The following is a 14,446-nucleotide window of genomic DNA, read 5'->3' on the forward strand; positions in this document are numbered from 1 at the left end:
GCTGCTCCCGGTGTTGTTCACGACCGAGGAGGCCTCGTCCGCCATGCCCTTCCAGCGCCAGAGCTTGCTCTCGAACTTGAACTTCCCCAGGTCCGCGATGTTCTCGTTCGCGCCCACGGCCCCGTAGTCGACCCCGCCCTTCGGGTTCCCCACGATGTAGTTGTTCTCGCTCCACAGGCACACCCAGTTGGCGGGGCACTTGCCGGGACCGGTCTCGATCGAGGTGAGGATGTCGGCGCTCGCCGTCGTCGTCGTGGCGGCGAGCACCCCGGCCACCGTGGCGGCACCCACCGCGAGCCTCGTCGCCAGTCGCCGCAGGTTCATCATGATGCTCTCCTCTGCTCTTCAACTGCCCAGGGGGCGCTCCGACGTTCGTTCGCGGAGCAGCACCACTGTGGCGGCGAGGGCAGAAAGGACGCATCGGTCATCCGACTGCATGGGGAACCGGCGCCGGTGACCTAGTCGATGACCTAGTCGGACCGTCGGCGTCCGGAGGCATAGGTAGCGTGGCCCGCGGACGCCGACGGGGCCCGGACCGCGGTGGCTGCGGTCCGGGCCCCGGGCTTTCCGTTCCCCGGCTGCTTCGGCTACTTCGGCTACTTCAGCAGGAAGTCGTACACCGCCTGCCGTCCGGCCGGGTTCGCCGCCCGGTTCTGCACCGAGTGCGCCGCCCCGGGGACGATCACGATCTGCGGGCTGTGCACCAACTTCGCCTGCTCGTAGAGCAGTTCGTACGGCGTGGCGATGTCGCGGTCGCCGCCGAGCAGCAGCACCGGCACGTCTGGCAGCTTGCGGTGCGCCGGCGGGATCGGCGGCACCGGCTCGCGCGGCCAGTCCAGGCAGACCAGGAGGCTGCCGAGCCCGGTCGCCGTCGCGGGGTCGTACGGCCAGGTCTGCTCGGCGGTCAGCCGCTGCCGGGTGCGCTCCAGCGCCGCCGCCCGGCCCTCGACCGGGGTGTCGGTGCTGCCCCACGGGAAGCGCGCGTCCGCGCAGACGGTGGCGGAGTGCAGGCCCTGGCTCAACTCCTCGGCCGGGGCGGCGTCGACCACCTGGTGGACGAGGTCGAAGAGGTCCTGGAGCTTGGCGGGCTGCCCGGCGGCGGCCTCGTGCAGCGCCTCCGGGACCCCGCCGAAGTCCGGGTCGATGAACTCGAAGCCGGTGAGCGCGCTCAGGACCTGCACCCCGTTGCCGTAGCGGCGGACGGTGGCGGCGAGGTCGGCGGCCGGGTCGGTGGTGCAGCCGGTCGCCTGGCAGGCGGCCCGCAGCACCCGGGCGGTCGCGGGCATCGCGGCCAGGTCGAGGGGGTCGAAACCCCCTGGCGGCGCCACCGAGTCCAGCACCAGGCGGGCCACCCGGGACGGGTGGGCGAACGCGTACCGCTCGGCGACGATGGTGCCGTACGAGACGCCGTCCAGGGTGAGGCGCCGGGCGCCGAGGGCGCGGCGCAGCAGGTCGATGTCGGCGACGGTGTCGGCGGTGCTGTAGAAGCGGGCGTTCGGTCCGAGGGCGGCGGCGCAGTCGGCGATCGACTGCCGGCGCGGCACGGCGAGGTCGGAGGAGCCCATGTCCTCCTGGAGGCCGGGGCACTGGAGCGCGCCCCGGCCGGTGCCGCGCTGGTCGTACATGACCAGGCGGTAGTCCTTGAGGACGGGCTCCAGCTTGCCCGCCATCTGCCTCACCGTCGGGACGCTGGCCTGGCCGGGGCCGCCGGAGAGGAACAGCAGGTCGCCCTTGGGGGCCTTGGTGTTGCCGCCGACGGCCACGGCGAGGTCGAGGGTGCCGGGGACGGCTCCGCTGTGGTCCAGCGGGACGGTGAGGGTCCCGCAGGTGAACTCGGGCGCGTCCGGGCAGGGTGCCTGCCCGGTGATCCCGCCGCCTGGCCTGTCCGTGGCGGCTGCGGGGGTGGCGGGGGTGGCCAGGGTGGTGCCGGCGACCACCGCGACGGCGCCCAGCAGAGCGGCGATGCGGCCGCGCGTGCTCGTCATGTGAGTCCTTCCGCTCGCACCGCGCCCGTGCGACGCGGTCACGGAAGCAGCCTGCGCCCCAGGGGACTTCGATGGCGAGCACCCGGGCGGGATTCGCCCGGAGAGCGAGCCGGAAGTCCCCGGACGGCCCCCTGTTGCCGATCAGCCCTGACGCCACACCTGTCAACTGGTCAACGGACCGGCATGACCCCCGGATGCCCGTCCTCCCCCTCTCCCTCCCCCTCACCACCACCCACGCCTGCACCTGGGAAGATCTTTTCTTAAATATTACAAATCATGACATTATCGGCCGTGTATGACTTCCGTCCGGCGAGCGCGACCCACCGCCGACGAGACTCGCCGTGTCAGAGGCCGCGGCTACGCTCCCGACATGGCTTCCTATACGAATGACCCGCTGCACCAGAAGCTGGTCGCTGTCCTGATCCCCCTCCTGCGCCGCACGTGCCCGGCAGATGCCGGCGGCTACGGCGGGTCGTACGAGCTGCGCCTGACCGCCCAGGAGGCCGAGGAACTCGGCGGCGTCCCCCTCATCCGATCGGCAATGCGCAAGGCAGCGCGCGAACTTGGCTGGTCAAAGCTGCAGACCTACGGCATGGGCCCCACGGGCGACATGGCGCTGGCTGGTGTCGTCGATGAGCGACAGATACCCGAGGAGTTCACAACCGTCGTCGAACGGCACCGGCTGGACAAGCAGCGAGCCGCCGCCGAGGCGGCCTGGCAGCTCGTCGCCACCGGCCGGCCGCATGCGGTACGCGGTTCGGCCTTCGTGACCACCCAGGAGTTCCGGGCCGCATACTCCGCGGCCGACCACGCCTGATCCGTGCCGCCCACTGGCAGGCCAGGAGCCGGCATGAGTCGGCAACGCCGCTCATGAGCGAGTTCCACGGCCTCGTCTATGAACAGTTGCTCCGAGGCCACGCGCACGGGGTCGACGGAAACCGTCAGTCGAGGCTGTGTGGCGTCGCCGACCGCTCGACTGGGCCTCCTGGTTTCCCGGGCGACCGGTGCCCGTGAGCTCGGAACTCAAGCTCGTCACGGTGCAATCGCACCCGGGCAGCTCGCCAGGCGGTATCGAAATCGATCTGCTCGGAGGCCGCCCGGGTGAGGCGCCAGGCGCACCAGCTAGTCCGTGGGGCGAGCAACCAGCGCAGGAGGGTGGTTCTCATCTCGCCGGCTCCGGCCGGTCGGCCTCCTCCGCCGACTCGGCACCGTCGTGGATGTCGAGGGCCTCTTCAAGCTCGGTCGCAAGGTCGCCGTGGCCGGCAGTCCTCATGTAGTCGGACGTGAAGGTGACGAGCAGCCTCCGCTGATGCAGCTGGTCGAAACGGGAGAAGAACGTGCGCAAGATCTCCAGAACTTGGAGATCGGTCGGATCAGTGGACGGTTTGCGGGCGGTCGCGAGCAACTGCGACAGACCGGCCAGAGCCTTGGTGAAGTGGGTCCTGGAATCCTCATCGGTCAACTTGAAGTCTTTGAGATGATCCGCCCACGTTCCCGTGTCGGGCATGGTCAGAGCTGCGGCCAGGATCGCCGGGTCGGCAAGCGCGAGGGCGCGAGCTCTGGCCGCCTGGAGGAAGACGGCGTCCTCCACTCCCTGATTCTGGCGGGCGCGCATCACTGCAGCAGTAGCTTCGGTGGCGGCGCGGTCCAGAACCACGGTGGCCTCGGCCCTCAGGACGTGATCCGGGTATCCGGCCAACGGACGCGGACCTGCCAGATGGTCGGCCAGGGCATCCCTCGCACCTGGCAGGTCGGCCGGATCCAGCTGAGCGGCGGCATCCACTGCCGCTCTACGAAGCGAAGTGCGGATGAGCCGTGCGAGGGCCGGTCTGTCGTATCCCGGCAGGTGGTCGGGGTACGCGGTGGCAGTGATCTCCGCAGTGAAGGCGATGTCCGGGTAGCAGGTGGGCAGGACGGCAGGGAACGCGGTCACCTCACGCCGCAGTGCCCGCCGCTGCGCACGGGTCGCGCCGGGCTGGCTCACGATGGCTCCGGCCGGGCGGCCGGGAAGCGCCGGCTGATCAACCGCCGGCGGAACTCACGCATGGCCTTCGTCTCGGCATCGATCTCACGGCCAACGACGATGGCCGCAACCGGATCGAGTCCGATGCGACCGCTGACAATCCGCTCCACGAGGTCGAGAACCTGCTCGCCCGGCAGAGAGCCGTCGATACTGGCCTCGGCCCAGGCCGCGAGGGTGCTCTCACAGGTATGAGCGAGGGCCTTGTCTGGCAGGGTGTCATTCCATCCTGCGACGATCTTGTCAGTGACGGACTCGTCGTGGCGCGCTGCGGCAAGCAGGAGCTCCGTCGGGTACGGATCGGCGGTCAGGTCTGCCAGGGCGAGGAAGGCCCGTCGGCCAGCGCGTGACCTGCTGGCCCTGCCGGGTGTGCTGCTGTCCGGTGGTCCGATCCAGTCATTGACGGCTGCCCAGGTCAAGGCCAGCTTGCCGTGCTCGCTCACCAACGCGCGCAGCGCCCTTCCCGCCTCGCCGTTGGCCTGATCGTCAGCGTCCCGAGCGAGGATGTGCCGGAGGCGTACCAGAGCTTGACCGGGAAATCTCGCGGCGAACGTGCCCTGGCACACCAGGGCGGCGACTCTGGCGACCTCTTGGTCTTTGCTCTGCGCCCAGTTCTCCCGCAGTTGCTTGCGCACCGTCGCACCGAGAACCGGATGCTGCGCTGCGGAGGAGAGCATCCGGGCAGCGGCGTCGCCACGGCTGAGCGCCGCTGGAGCACTCCGGGTGGCCGGGCTGGGCAGGACAGTGCTGTCATTGTGCTCGGCTGCCAGTTTCGCCAGCAGCTCGGCAATGGTGTCGAGCCGGTCAGCCCCGATCTCTCCCTTGGCCGTGATCCGCGCGATCCACTTTCTGATGTGGCTCTGTGCGTCGGCAAGTTCGGTCCAGATGTGCCTGAGCACCGCATAGCCGTAGCCGGGCCGGTGGGTGAAGGTCACCTTATTGTCGCTGACCTTTGCTCCTGCGTCACGCAGACGGCTTCCCAAATCCAGACCCGACAGGGCGTTGCGCACGCTGTCGTCGACTTTCTCTCCGAGTAGATCTCGGGCGGCTTGGTGCACTTGGGAGGGGCTGGCCCCTTCCAAGAGCACCGCTGCCAGGAGCAGGGCGCGCTCCTCCGGTCGTTCGACGGTCCGCCCGAAGAACCCGGTGACGTAGTCGCGCCATCCGGTGAACCGTTCGACTGCCGCTGCGAGCTCCTGCTCGCTGTCGGCTGCGCCTGCGAGCAGCCGGGCGAGTTCGGCGGCATCTGCCGGGTGCATGCCGTCAGTCACCAGCTGGGCAAGGTCCTGCTGGTTCTCCTTGGGCTCGTATCCGGACTGCAGCCGCTCGACGAGTTCCGTACGACGGTGAAACAAGCTGAGGTGCGAGCTGACCAGGTGTCGGGGTGCGGGCGGTCGAGCCTGGACTACGGCGGCCGCTTCATGTCCCATGGTAGGCCAGCCGTCGCGGCCGGCGATCACGATCAGGCAGGATCCGATCTCCGCGAGCCGACGGCCGTGGCCGCTCAGCTTCGACGGCATCTCCTTCGACCAGTCGGCGATCTCGGCGGAGACGTTCAAGAGATATCCGCAGTTCTCCCCGATCGGGAGCAGGCTGCTGTCCGGCGGGTCCCAGTCCGGCGTGATCTGCCAAAGCTCCAGCGAGGGCCTGCCCTCGCTCCGACGAGGCTTGTCCATCATGGTCAGGGCCCGGACAGCGGTGGCATAACGGCCAGTGCCTTCGTCGCCGGCCACAACTGCCAGCCCGCCTCCACGAAGGAGCACGTCACGGACGGCTTCTGCGGCGAGGACCTCTTCACCATCGCGATCGATCCTGACCCATGCCTGCCGCACCACCGAGATCACCGATGGCTCGACGGAGTGGACGGGCAGCAGTTCCTTCTCATGGATGTTGACCACGGCGACCGCGTTGGCCCCGTCGGCAGCCTGGGCCTGGACGACCACCGACCGGTGATTGCCATCAGCTCGTTGGCCCCCGAAGGACTCAAGGCCGGGCTCCTCCATCAGCCGCTCCACTGTTACCTCCTGGGCCGCGTGGAAGCGGTGATGGAGCCCTTCCCCGTACTCACGTTGCCACCAGCCTGAATGACCACGCTGTTGGTGTTCCCGTTCGCGTTCATCACCGCGCCCGCAGCCCTGCCCCCAACTCCCAGGTCAGTAAGCAGTTGCTCCAGCTCTTCAACCGCGTCGGGGTTACGCTGCAGATACATTCCAAGTTGCCAGAAGCACTGCGCCCTCAGCGCCTCCGGGTCCCCGTCACCGTTCGGGCCGCATCTCTCGCCGGCGACGTCCAGTTCTGCCAACTGCCGCTCCACCACCGCTGGTTCATCACGTCGCAGGAAACGGGCGATCTTTTCCCGGACCAAGCCCCACCCGGATCGAGCCACCTCCGCAGCCAGCGCCTCGGACGCACGCGTCGCCAGGTCCATCATGTCGATCTCGGCAGCACTCATCGCTCACCTCTCATCCGGCCCGAGACGATGGGCCACATCCCGAAAGAATGCGAACGGAGCGTGACATCACACAAGCGGAACGTGCACATCGACTGGATCCCGTCCTTGGAGGCTCCAGCGTGCCGAGTGGGCGGCCCGCACTCGTTCGAATCCTGCACACGGCACACTTCCCGACACTCGCACAGTCTTCGATGGGCGCCAGGCGGATGCTGTTCGACTAGCGCGTCCCCAACCACGACCGAACGGCGAGCTCAGGCTGGCGTGAATTCGCCGTCAGACTGGAGAGCTCCACCGAACCAGCTATACCAAGGCTCCGACAGGCCCCGAGACACAGGCGCCTCCTCGCCCCCCGGCTCGAAGGGGTACGCTGCCACTCTTCCGACCGGCAGGCCGTGACGCAGCCCGGGGCGCTGCAGCGGCATTGGTCAGTAGGCCCAGGTTGAGCCGGTTCCCCGGTACTCCTCGACCGGAATCGGGTGGACATCGGGGCGCATGCGGTCGGTGTAGAGGAGGCCGTCGAGGTGGTCGATCTCGTGGGCGATGAGGCGGGCGAGGCCGAACTCGTAGGTGGCTGTGGTGATGGCACCGTCGAGGGTGGCGGCGGCGACGTCCATGCGCAGCGGGCGGGGGACCATGCCGCGGACGTCGAAGAAGCTGAGGCAGCCCTCGTACTGTTCGTCGGTCTCGTCGGAGACGGCGGTGACCTTGGGGTTGAGCAGGATGATCGGGTCGGCGTCGGCGGTCGGGGGAAGGACGAGGGCGGCGGCGCGGGGGATGCCGATCTGTGGGGCGGCGAGCCCCATGCCCTTGGCGAAGGAGTGGACGCGGCCGATGCGGTCGACGGCGGTGAACAGTTCGTCGATGACGTCCTGGGCGGCGGTGCGTTCGGCCGGTAGGTCGAAGGGCTGGGCGGGGTGGTTGAGGATGGGGGGGCCTTGCTGGATCACGCCGAGGGACTGCATCTGCTGGCTTGGCCGCACCTCGATCACCTGGTCTCCTTGGTCTGTTGCTGGTTGTCGGCGGTGGCGCGGAAGCGCCATTCGAGGCGGAAGCGGGCGTGCAGCGGTGGGTCGTCTGTGGCCCAGGCGAAGTGCCGGCGCTCGCCGTCGTCATGGCGGCTGACGGCGGTGCGCAGGGGAACGGCCTCGGCGGTCATGGAGGTCTCGGTGCCCCACACGACCGGGTCGAGGGCGCTGGGGAAGTCGAGGCGGACGGCGAGGTGTTCGGTGGGCAGGCGGACGGCGCGCTGGAACCAGTGGCCCCACTTGTCGGCGCCGACGCTGTAGGCGTACTCGATCCAGGTCGCGTCGCCCGGGTAGAGCGGGAAGCGGCCGTGCTCGTTGTCGAACAGGAGCCAGACCTCCTTGAAGGCGTCGCGGTCGTGCTTGGCCTGCCACCGCATGTCCTCGCCCTGGCACGAGGCGCTGAGCGCCAGTTCGTCCCAGGTCAGTGGGTGCCCACGGTAGTGGGCGTTGGAGCGCTCGGGTTCGCCGGGGTAGCGGTCGACGGCGATGCGGATGAGGTAGCGGGTGATGGGCTCGGCGCCCGTGTTCCGTAGGCGGCGGCGCATGGTCAACCGGTAGGTGGAGCCGTCGAATTGGAGTGCGGCCTCGTCATGTTCGACCACGATCGCGGCCCCGGAGGCGTAGGGCTGATCGGCTCGGCGAGGTGTCGGCGGGGCGGTCGGGGTGCGGCTTCGGGAGCGGGCTGCGTCGTAGTCGAGCCAGCGCCGCCAAACGGCTTTCCCGGCATTGAGGGTCTCGTCGGCGAGGCGGGCGAACTCCTCGGTCGGCTTGTGGCGGCCGGACTCCACGTGGCTGACGTACGAGGGGTCGAAGCCCATCTTCCCGGCCAGCGCGCGTTTGGAGAGGCCGCGCACCTCGCGCCAGTGGGCGACTTCGGCGGCGAACGCCTCCATGGCCTGGTCGACCGCGTCGTGGCTGGCCGTCGGTTCCATCCGCTCCGCCCCCAGTGAGTGATGAATGAACCGTGAGTGACCTTAGCTCACCATCCCGTCACGGTCCTGCCTCCGGTTGTCATTGCCCCATCGGGCCCGCACTTCAAGCGCCTGACCAGTACCAACCGCCCACCTTCCGTTCTGCCGAGAGGGGTTGGCCGTGTACGAGCCCCGTCCCGCCACCGAGGTCAGCATCGCGATCCGGCCGGCGCGGTCCTCGGCGTCATCGTGCACGACGACTTCGATTCGGCCCGACTCGGTGCTCACCCGGCGGCCGACTCGGCGCGGGACGGCGGCACCTGCGCGCAGCGCCCTTCCACTCATCGCCCTTCACGGGCTGGACTCCGAACTGGAGCGCACAGCATGGAAACCAGGAACGTGATCGTCCCCGTCCACGACGGCCCCATCGAGTTGACCCACCCGCACTTCGTGGGCGTCGGCGGCGCCGGCATGTCGGCCCTCGCTCGCCTCCTGCTGGAAAGCGGTAGCCGGGTGTCCGGCTCCGACACCGACGACACCACCGCCCTGCGCGAGCTGGAGGACGCCGGTGCCTCGGTCGCCATCGGCCACACCGCCGGCAACCTCCCCGCCGACGCCACCGCCCTCGTGTGGTCCAGCGCGGTGACCCCGGGCAACCCCGAGGTCGCCGCTGCCCGCCGCTCCGGCATCCCGGTGGTGCACCGCTCGGACGTGCTGGCCCGCGTGATCGCCGCCGCCGAGCAGTCCGTCGCCGTGGCAGGCACCCACGGCAAGACCATGACCACCGGCATCCTCAGCGCCGCCCTGGCCCACCTCGACCCCTCGTACGCCATCGGCGGCACCCCGGTCGACCACCCCAACGCCCACCAGGGCTTCGGCGGCCTCCTGGTCGCCGAGGCGGACGAGAGCGACCGCACCGCCGGCCGCTACCACCCGCAGGTCGCCGTCGTCCTGAACGTGGACGACGACCACCCCGAGCAGTACGTCGACCTGAACGACGTCCTGGACGTCTTCGAGCGACTGGCCCGCAACAGCTCCATCCTGGTCGTCTCCTCCGACGACCCGGGCGCCCGGCTGCTGATCGAGCGCCTGCAGGCGGCGCCCGGCCCGCGCGTGGTCACGGTCGGCGAGGCCAAGGACGCCGACGTGCGGGTGCTGCGCGTGCTGTGGGACGGGGCCGCCAGCCACGTCACCGTGCAGGACACGGACGGGTCGTGGCACGAGTTCACCGTGGCCGTCCCCGGGCGGCACAACGCGCTGAACGCCGCCGCCGCGTTCGCTACCGGCCGGGTGCTCGGCACCGAACCCGCCGACCTGGTGGCCGGCATCAACGCCTTCCAGGGCATCAAGCGCAGGCTCACCACCACCGGCACCCACGCCGGGGTGACGGTGCTGGACTCCTACGCCCACCACCCGAGTGAGATCACCGCCGACCTGGCCACCGCCCGGATGCTCACCGAGGGCCGGGTGATCGCGGTGTTCGAGCCCACCGGCTGGACCCGTACCGCCGCCCTCGGCGAGGAGATGGGGCGTCGGCTCGCGGCGGCCGACGAGGTCGTCCTCCTGGACGTGCACGCTTCGGTCGAGTCCCCGCTCACCGGGGTCAGCACCGCGCCGGTGGCCGCGCAGGTCGTCGCCTGCGGCGGCCGGGCCCACACCGCGGGTGACGGGCGCGATGCGGCGGATGTGGTCGCCGAGCTGGCCGGGCCCGGCGACCTGGTGGTGACGATGGGCACCGGGACCGCCGGCCGCGTCGGCAGGGCGGTCCTGCTGCGGCTGGCCGAGGCCCCGGCGACGGTCCGGGCCGCGTAGTCAGCCGGTGAGTCCCATGGCGTCGGGTTTGGCGAGCCGCATCGCGGCGTCCTCAAGCCCGACGCTGTGGGAGCCCTTCACCAGCACCACGTCTCCGGGCTTGAGGTAGGTCAGCAGCAGGTCGAGGGCGGCGTCGCGGTCCGGGACCAGCGTCGCCGTCACTCCGCCGTCGACCGCGCTCGCGTGAACCAGGGCGGCCTCCGCGCCGCCGACCGCGATCAGGTCCGTGACACCGTTCCGGGCCACCATGCGGCCCAGCTCCGCGTGGTGGGCGTCGGACTCCTCGCCCAACTCCCGCATCTCGCCCAGCACCGCCACCGTCCTGCGTCCGCCGCCGGCCATGGCGGTGAGCGCGGACAAGGCCACGGCCATCGATTCGGGGTTCGCGTTGAACGCGTCGTTGATCACCGTCACGCCGTCCGGCCGCTCGGTGACGTCCATCCGGCCCGGCGTCAGCTGCCGGGCACCGGTCAGCGCCTCCGCCGCCTGCCGCACGCTCGCACCCAGCCCGATCGCCACCGCGGCGGCGGCCGTCGCGTTGGACACGTGGTGGGCGCCGTACAGCCCCAGCTTCACCGGGGCGCTCTCGCCCCTGTACGTGAGGGTGAACGAGGGCCGGCCCGCTCCGTCCAGCTCGATGTCGACGGCCCGCACGTCCCCGGCCCGCGCCCCGAACGTCAGGACCGGCGCGACCGTACGCGGCGCCATCGACATGACGTACGGGTCGTCGGCGTTCAGCACCGCCAAGCCGTCGACGGGCAAGGCCTCGACGAGTTCGCCCTTCGCGACGGCGATCGACTCCTTCCCGCCGCCGAACTCGCCCACGTGCGCGGTCCCGACGTTCAGCACCAGGCCGACCTTCGGCGGGACGATCCCCGTCAGGTACTTGATGTGCCCGGCGCCGCGCGAGCCCATCTCCAGCACCAGCAGGCGGGTGCTCTCGTCCGCCCGGAAGACGGTCAGCGGCAGGCCGATCTCGCCGTTGAACGACAGCGGCGTGGCCACGGTGGTGTCCATGGTCTCCAGCACCTGGGCCAGCAGGTCCTTGGTGCTGGTCTTCCCGGCCGAGCCGGTCAGCCCGATCACCGTCGGCGCCTTCAGCCGGTCCAGCACCGCGCGGGCCAGCGCGCCCATCGCGTCCTGGACGTCCGGCACCACGATCGCCGGCACCCCGACCGGCCGGGCCGCCAGCACCGCCGTCGCCCCGGCGCGGACGGCGGCCTCGGCGAACCGGTGCCCGTCCGTGTGCTCGCCCGGCAGCGCGATGAACAGCGCCCCCGGCTCGACCAGCCGCGAGTCGATCACCCCGGGCCGGTCCACCACGGCACCCGGATCGGGGGCGTCGTGCGGAGCGCCCCCGACAGCCTCGGCGATCTCTTGCAGGGTCATGGGGACCACGGTGGCTCCGATCCGTCGACGCACCCGCCCGCTCGTCCCGGGGCGGCCTGCCCTCGACGCTAGCGGCTCCCCGACGCCCCTCCCGTCATCCGGCGCATTCCGAACCAGACTGTGACAAAAGGAAGATGAGCATGTCTGCAGCTGAACGTCGTATCGCCCTCGTCACCGGCGGCCGCTCCGGCGAACGCGACCGCTCGCTGATCTCCGGCGAGGCCGTACGTGAGTCCCTGGCCCGCCAGGGCCTGCCGCACTTCGTCCTCGACCCCACCGACGAGGACTTCGCCGACCGCGTCCGCGAAGCCGACGTCGCGTTCCTCGCCCTCGCCGGCCAATGGGCCGAGGACGGCAAGCTCCAGGGCCTCCTGGACAGCCTCGGCGTCCCCTACACGGGCTCCGGGGTCCTGGCCAGCGCGATGGCGATGCACAAGCCCACCGCCAAGACCCTCGTCCTCGCCGGCGGCGTCACCGTGCTGCCGCACATCCCGCTCCGGGGCCACGACGACCCCGAGGAAACCGCCCGGGCGTGCGTGGAGGAGCTGGGCCTGCCGGTCATCCTCAAGCCCACCTCGGAGGGCGGATCGATCGGCATGCGCGTCTTCAGGGACCTCAACTCGCTCACCGCCACGCTCACCCACGACACCCGCGGCGGCGAGTGGTTCGTCGAACCGTTCAAGGAAGGCAGCGCCGTAACCTGCGGCGCCCTGGAGAAGGACGGCGCCCTGGTCGTGCTCCCGCCGCTGGAGACCGTCCCCACCACCGCCGAGTTCTACGACCACAAGGCCAAGCGCGACCCCGCCGGCCACCGCTACCGCTGCCCCGCCCAACTCCCGGACGCCGCCCTCGCCACCATCTCCCGCGCGGCCGTCCGCGCCCACCAGGTGCTGCACTGCTCGGGCCACTCGCGCTCGGACTTCCTCGTCACCCCCGACGGCGAGGTCCACTGGCTGGAGATCAACACGCTCCCCGGACTCTCCACCCACGGCAACCTCGCCACCATGGCCGCAGCCGCCGGGATCAGCTACGACACCCTGATCCAGACCATGCTCGCCGCTGCCCGGGCGAACGGGTACCGACCGTGAACACCGCCGACCTGCCGCTGTCGGCAGCCGACATCCACGCGGCCGCTTCGCCATGCCCGCACCCACACCGCCAACACCACCCCGCCCCTGACTCCCGCACAGGAAGTCGACCTCACCGACTTCCTGTGCAGCATCGCGGCCGGTCGGAGTGGAGCCGGGGATGCTTCCGGCTCCCGGCTCGCCGAACGGCCCGCTCCGACGGCACCGGCCGGCGCACCCGTGCGGACACCGGTTTCGTGTGACAACCACTCAGCCGGGCACCAAGCGTGACGCCATGGACACTTTGAGTGTCAGTGGTGACTCCTACGGTTACCGAGACACAGTCAATCGATAGGAGAAGAACATGACTTCGCCGAAGAAGCCACGCCGCAACTACAGCAGCGGCACCGTCGCCGGGCTCCTCACCCTGGCCCGCGGCGGCTGCTACTGGCCCGAATGCAAGGAGCCCACCGTCCGTATGGTCGAGGGCGATCCCATCCAGAACCTTCAGATCGCCCACATCCGTGCACTGGAGGACAACGGCCCCCGCGCCGAGCCCACCTGGTCGGAAGCCGAGCGCAACCATTTCTCCAACCTGATCCTGCTCTGCACCGTCCACCACAAGGTGATCGACGGCCCTCGCAGCGGGGCGTTCTCGGTCGAGTTGCTTCTCGACTGGAAGAAGGCTCGCGAGGCCGACGGGGTCGACGCGCTCGAAGGGCTCGGGGACCTCACCAAGGCCGACCTCGGCGAGCTCATCCGTGAGGCCCAGGCCGAGTTCGCCGAACGCCTCGGCCCGGCCCTCGACGAGTTCGCGAAGTCGGCCCCAGAACTCGCCTCCGTCCTCAAGCTGGCCACCTCCGAGTTCGCGGAGCTGCGCAACCACCGCGGCGGCGTTTCCGAAGACACTGCCATGCTCCTGCAGGATGCCGCCCGCTCGCTGCGCGGGCTGGAGGACAACGCCAACACGCTCAGCCGGGCGGCACGCGACCTGAAGGGTTTGGAGGACAGCGCTTGCACCCTGGCGGATGCCGCAGACGGGCTGAAGGGCCTGGAAGGCAACGCGGCGGCGCTCGCGGCGGCCGCCCAACGGCTGCGGGGCCTGGAGAGCATCGCGAGCATGCTGGCGAGCGCCGCGAACAAGCTGGGGAACCTGGAAGGCCAGTCCTGGGAACTCAAGGAAGCCTCGCAGGAAATCAAGGAAGCCGCCAGGGAGGTTCTTCGGGCGACCGAGGCCCTGAACGAGGCACGCCGCCGCAACCGGTGACGGACGCTGCCCGCTCAGCCTCCCCGGGGCGACCGAGCCCCGGGGAGGCGCTCCGGCCCGCTTTCACGCACCCGAAGACTTCGGGCCCGCTCGTCCGGGTCCTGCCATGACCGGTCTTCCCCAAGGAGTCGGCCCCCGCCGCGATTCGGCGGGGGCCGACTCCCGGGGCCGGAGGGTCAGTTGTCGTTGTTGACCTTGGTGTACGCCGTGCTGTAGCCGGTCGGGCAGTAGAGGGTGTCGCTGCCGTTGCCCATGTGCCAGAGGCCGTTGACGGTCGTCTGGTTGCCCTTGACGTTGTCGTTGTTGCAGACCAGCACCAGCTGCCAGTGGTTCTTCGTGGCGGTGGTCTGGCAGCTCACCGAGCCCCAGTTCGTCCCCTGGGTGGTGCTGCAGTACGAGGTCGCCGAGGCGGTCGGCGCCGCCATCACACCGGCGGCCACCAGCAGTCTCGCACCCGCCCCCAGAGCCGCGATTCGACGCATGGCCTTCCATACCTTTCTTCGTGGGATCGTTCTGGT

General features: G+C 70.3%; 13 protein-coding genes. 4 read left to right on the forward strand and 9 right to left on the reverse strand.

All coding sequences use genetic code 11. The features are described 5' to 3' along the window. Positions 1-327 (reverse strand): peptidase inhibitor family I36 protein (locus tag AE652_RS19345; protein WP_049653196.1); only part of this gene is annotated, 327 nt, incomplete at its 3' end. 269 nt (positions 328-596) lie between these two features. Continuing rightward, positions 597-1,985, reverse strand: a complete 1,389-nt coding sequence (locus tag AE652_RS19350) for an alpha/beta fold hydrolase (RefSeq protein ID WP_082345837.1) — start codon at positions 1,983-1,985, stop codon at positions 597-599. A 370-nt stretch (positions 1,986-2,355) separates the two neighbouring features. Here AE652_RS19350 and AE652_RS19355 point away from each other — a divergent pair, with 370 nt between their 5' ends. Next, entirely contained in the window at positions 2,356-2,802 is a 447-nt protein-coding gene (locus tag AE652_RS19355) for a hypothetical protein (RefSeq protein ID WP_049653198.1), read from the forward strand. A gap of 345 nt (positions 2,803-3,147) precedes the next feature. Here AE652_RS19355 and AE652_RS19360 read toward each other — a convergent pair whose 3' ends face one another. The 5 genes from AE652_RS19360 to AE652_RS19380 form a co-directional block, all read right to left on the reverse strand. After that, positions 3,148-3,969, reverse strand: coding sequence for a hypothetical protein (locus AE652_RS19360; RefSeq protein ID WP_049653200.1), 822 nt, complete (start codon positions 3,967-3,969; stop codon positions 3,148-3,150). Continuing rightward, positions 3,966-6,020, reverse strand: a complete 2,055-nt coding sequence (locus tag AE652_RS19365; protein WP_049653204.1) for a hypothetical protein — start codon at positions 6,018-6,020, stop codon at positions 3,966-3,968. The genes AE652_RS19360 and AE652_RS19365 overlap by 4 nt, the downstream gene beginning before the upstream one ends. 2 nt (positions 6,021-6,022) lie before the next feature. Beyond that, positions 6,023-6,457, reverse strand: a complete 435-nt coding sequence (locus AE652_RS19370) for a hypothetical protein (RefSeq protein ID WP_049653206.1) — start codon at positions 6,455-6,457, stop codon at positions 6,023-6,025. Positions 6,458-6,882: 425 nt separating this feature from the next. Further along, positions 6,883-7,446, reverse strand: coding sequence for a peptide deformylase (locus AE652_RS19375; protein ID WP_049653209.1), 564 nt, complete (start codon positions 7,444-7,446; stop codon positions 6,883-6,885). Then, complete coding sequence (locus tag AE652_RS19380) at positions 7,443-8,414, reverse strand: helix-turn-helix domain-containing protein (RefSeq protein WP_049653211.1); 972 nt, start codon at positions 8,412-8,414, stop codon at positions 7,443-7,445. The genes AE652_RS19375 and AE652_RS19380 overlap by 4 nt, the downstream gene beginning before the upstream one ends. Positions 8,415-8,777: 363 nt before the next feature. Between AE652_RS19380 and murC the strand changes: the two genes are divergently transcribed. Next, on the forward strand, positions 8,778-10,205 hold the full coding sequence (gene murC, locus AE652_RS19385) for a UDP-N-acetylmuramate--L-alanine ligase (protein ID WP_049653213.1): 1,428 nt from the start codon (positions 8,778-8,780) through the stop codon (positions 10,203-10,205). On the opposite strand, the gene murF is transcribed toward murC, so the two are convergent. Next, complete coding sequence (murF, locus tag AE652_RS19390) at positions 10,206-11,603, reverse strand: UDP-N-acetylmuramoyl-tripeptide--D-alanyl-D-alanine ligase (RefSeq protein ID WP_049653214.1); 1,398 nt, start codon at positions 11,601-11,603, stop codon at positions 10,206-10,208. It lies immediately after the preceding gene. Between the two features lie 131 nt (positions 11,604-11,734). Here murF and AE652_RS19395 point away from each other — a divergent pair, with 131 nt between their 5' ends. Continuing rightward, complete coding sequence (locus AE652_RS19395) at positions 11,735-12,682, forward strand: D-alanine--D-alanine ligase (RefSeq protein ID WP_049653215.1); 948 nt, start codon at positions 11,735-11,737, stop codon at positions 12,680-12,682. A 343-nt stretch (positions 12,683-13,025) separates the two neighbouring features. Next, the gene (locus AE652_RS19400) at positions 13,026-13,928 is read left to right on the forward strand and encodes an HNH endonuclease (RefSeq protein ID WP_049653218.1); all 903 of its coding nucleotides are present in this window, start codon (positions 13,026-13,028) and stop codon (positions 13,926-13,928) included. Positions 13,929-14,104: 176 nt separating this feature from the next. On the opposite strand, the gene AE652_RS19405 is transcribed toward AE652_RS19400, so the two are convergent. Further along, the gene (locus AE652_RS19405; protein ID WP_159028490.1) at positions 14,105-14,410 is read right to left on the reverse strand and encodes a hypothetical protein; all 306 of its coding nucleotides are present in this window, start codon (positions 14,408-14,410) and stop codon (positions 14,105-14,107) included. Positions 14,411-14,446: the final 36 nt, after the last annotated feature.

Origin of the sequence: Kitasatospora sp. MY 5-36, from assembly GCF_001182915.1 — a bacterium.
Lineage (GTDB): Bacteria > Actinomycetota > Actinomycetes > Streptomycetales > Streptomycetaceae > Kitasatospora.

Bases quoted from the DNA above. Each gene is read 5' to 3' on its own strand.
- AE652_RS19350 (WP_082345837.1), bottom strand. From the start codon at position 1,985: ATGACGAGCACGCGCGGCCGCATCGCCGCTCTGCTGGGCGCCGTCGCG.
- AE652_RS19355 (WP_049653198.1), top strand. From the start codon at position 2,356: ATGGCTTCCTATACGAATGACCCGCTGCACCAGAAGCTGGTCGCTGTC.
- AE652_RS19370 (WP_049653206.1), bottom strand. From the start codon at position 6,457: ATGAGTGCTGCCGAGATCGACATGATGGACCTGGCGACGCGTGCGTCC.
- AE652_RS19380 (WP_049653211.1), bottom strand. From the start codon at position 8,414: ATGGAACCGACGGCCAGCCACGACGCGGTCGACCAGGCCATGGAGGCG.
- murC (WP_049653213.1), top strand. From the start codon at position 8,778: ATGGAAACCAGGAACGTGATCGTCCCCGTCCACGACGGCCCCATCGAG.
- AE652_RS19395 (WP_049653215.1), top strand. From the start codon at position 11,735: ATGTCTGCAGCTGAACGTCGTATCGCCCTCGTCACCGGCGGCCGCTCC.
- AE652_RS19400 (WP_049653218.1), top strand. From the start codon at position 13,026: ATGACTTCGCCGAAGAAGCCACGCCGCAACTACAGCAGCGGCACCGTC.
- AE652_RS19405 (WP_159028490.1), bottom strand. From the start codon at position 14,410: ATGCGTCGAATCGCGGCTCTGGGGGCGGGTGCGAGACTGCTGGTGGCC.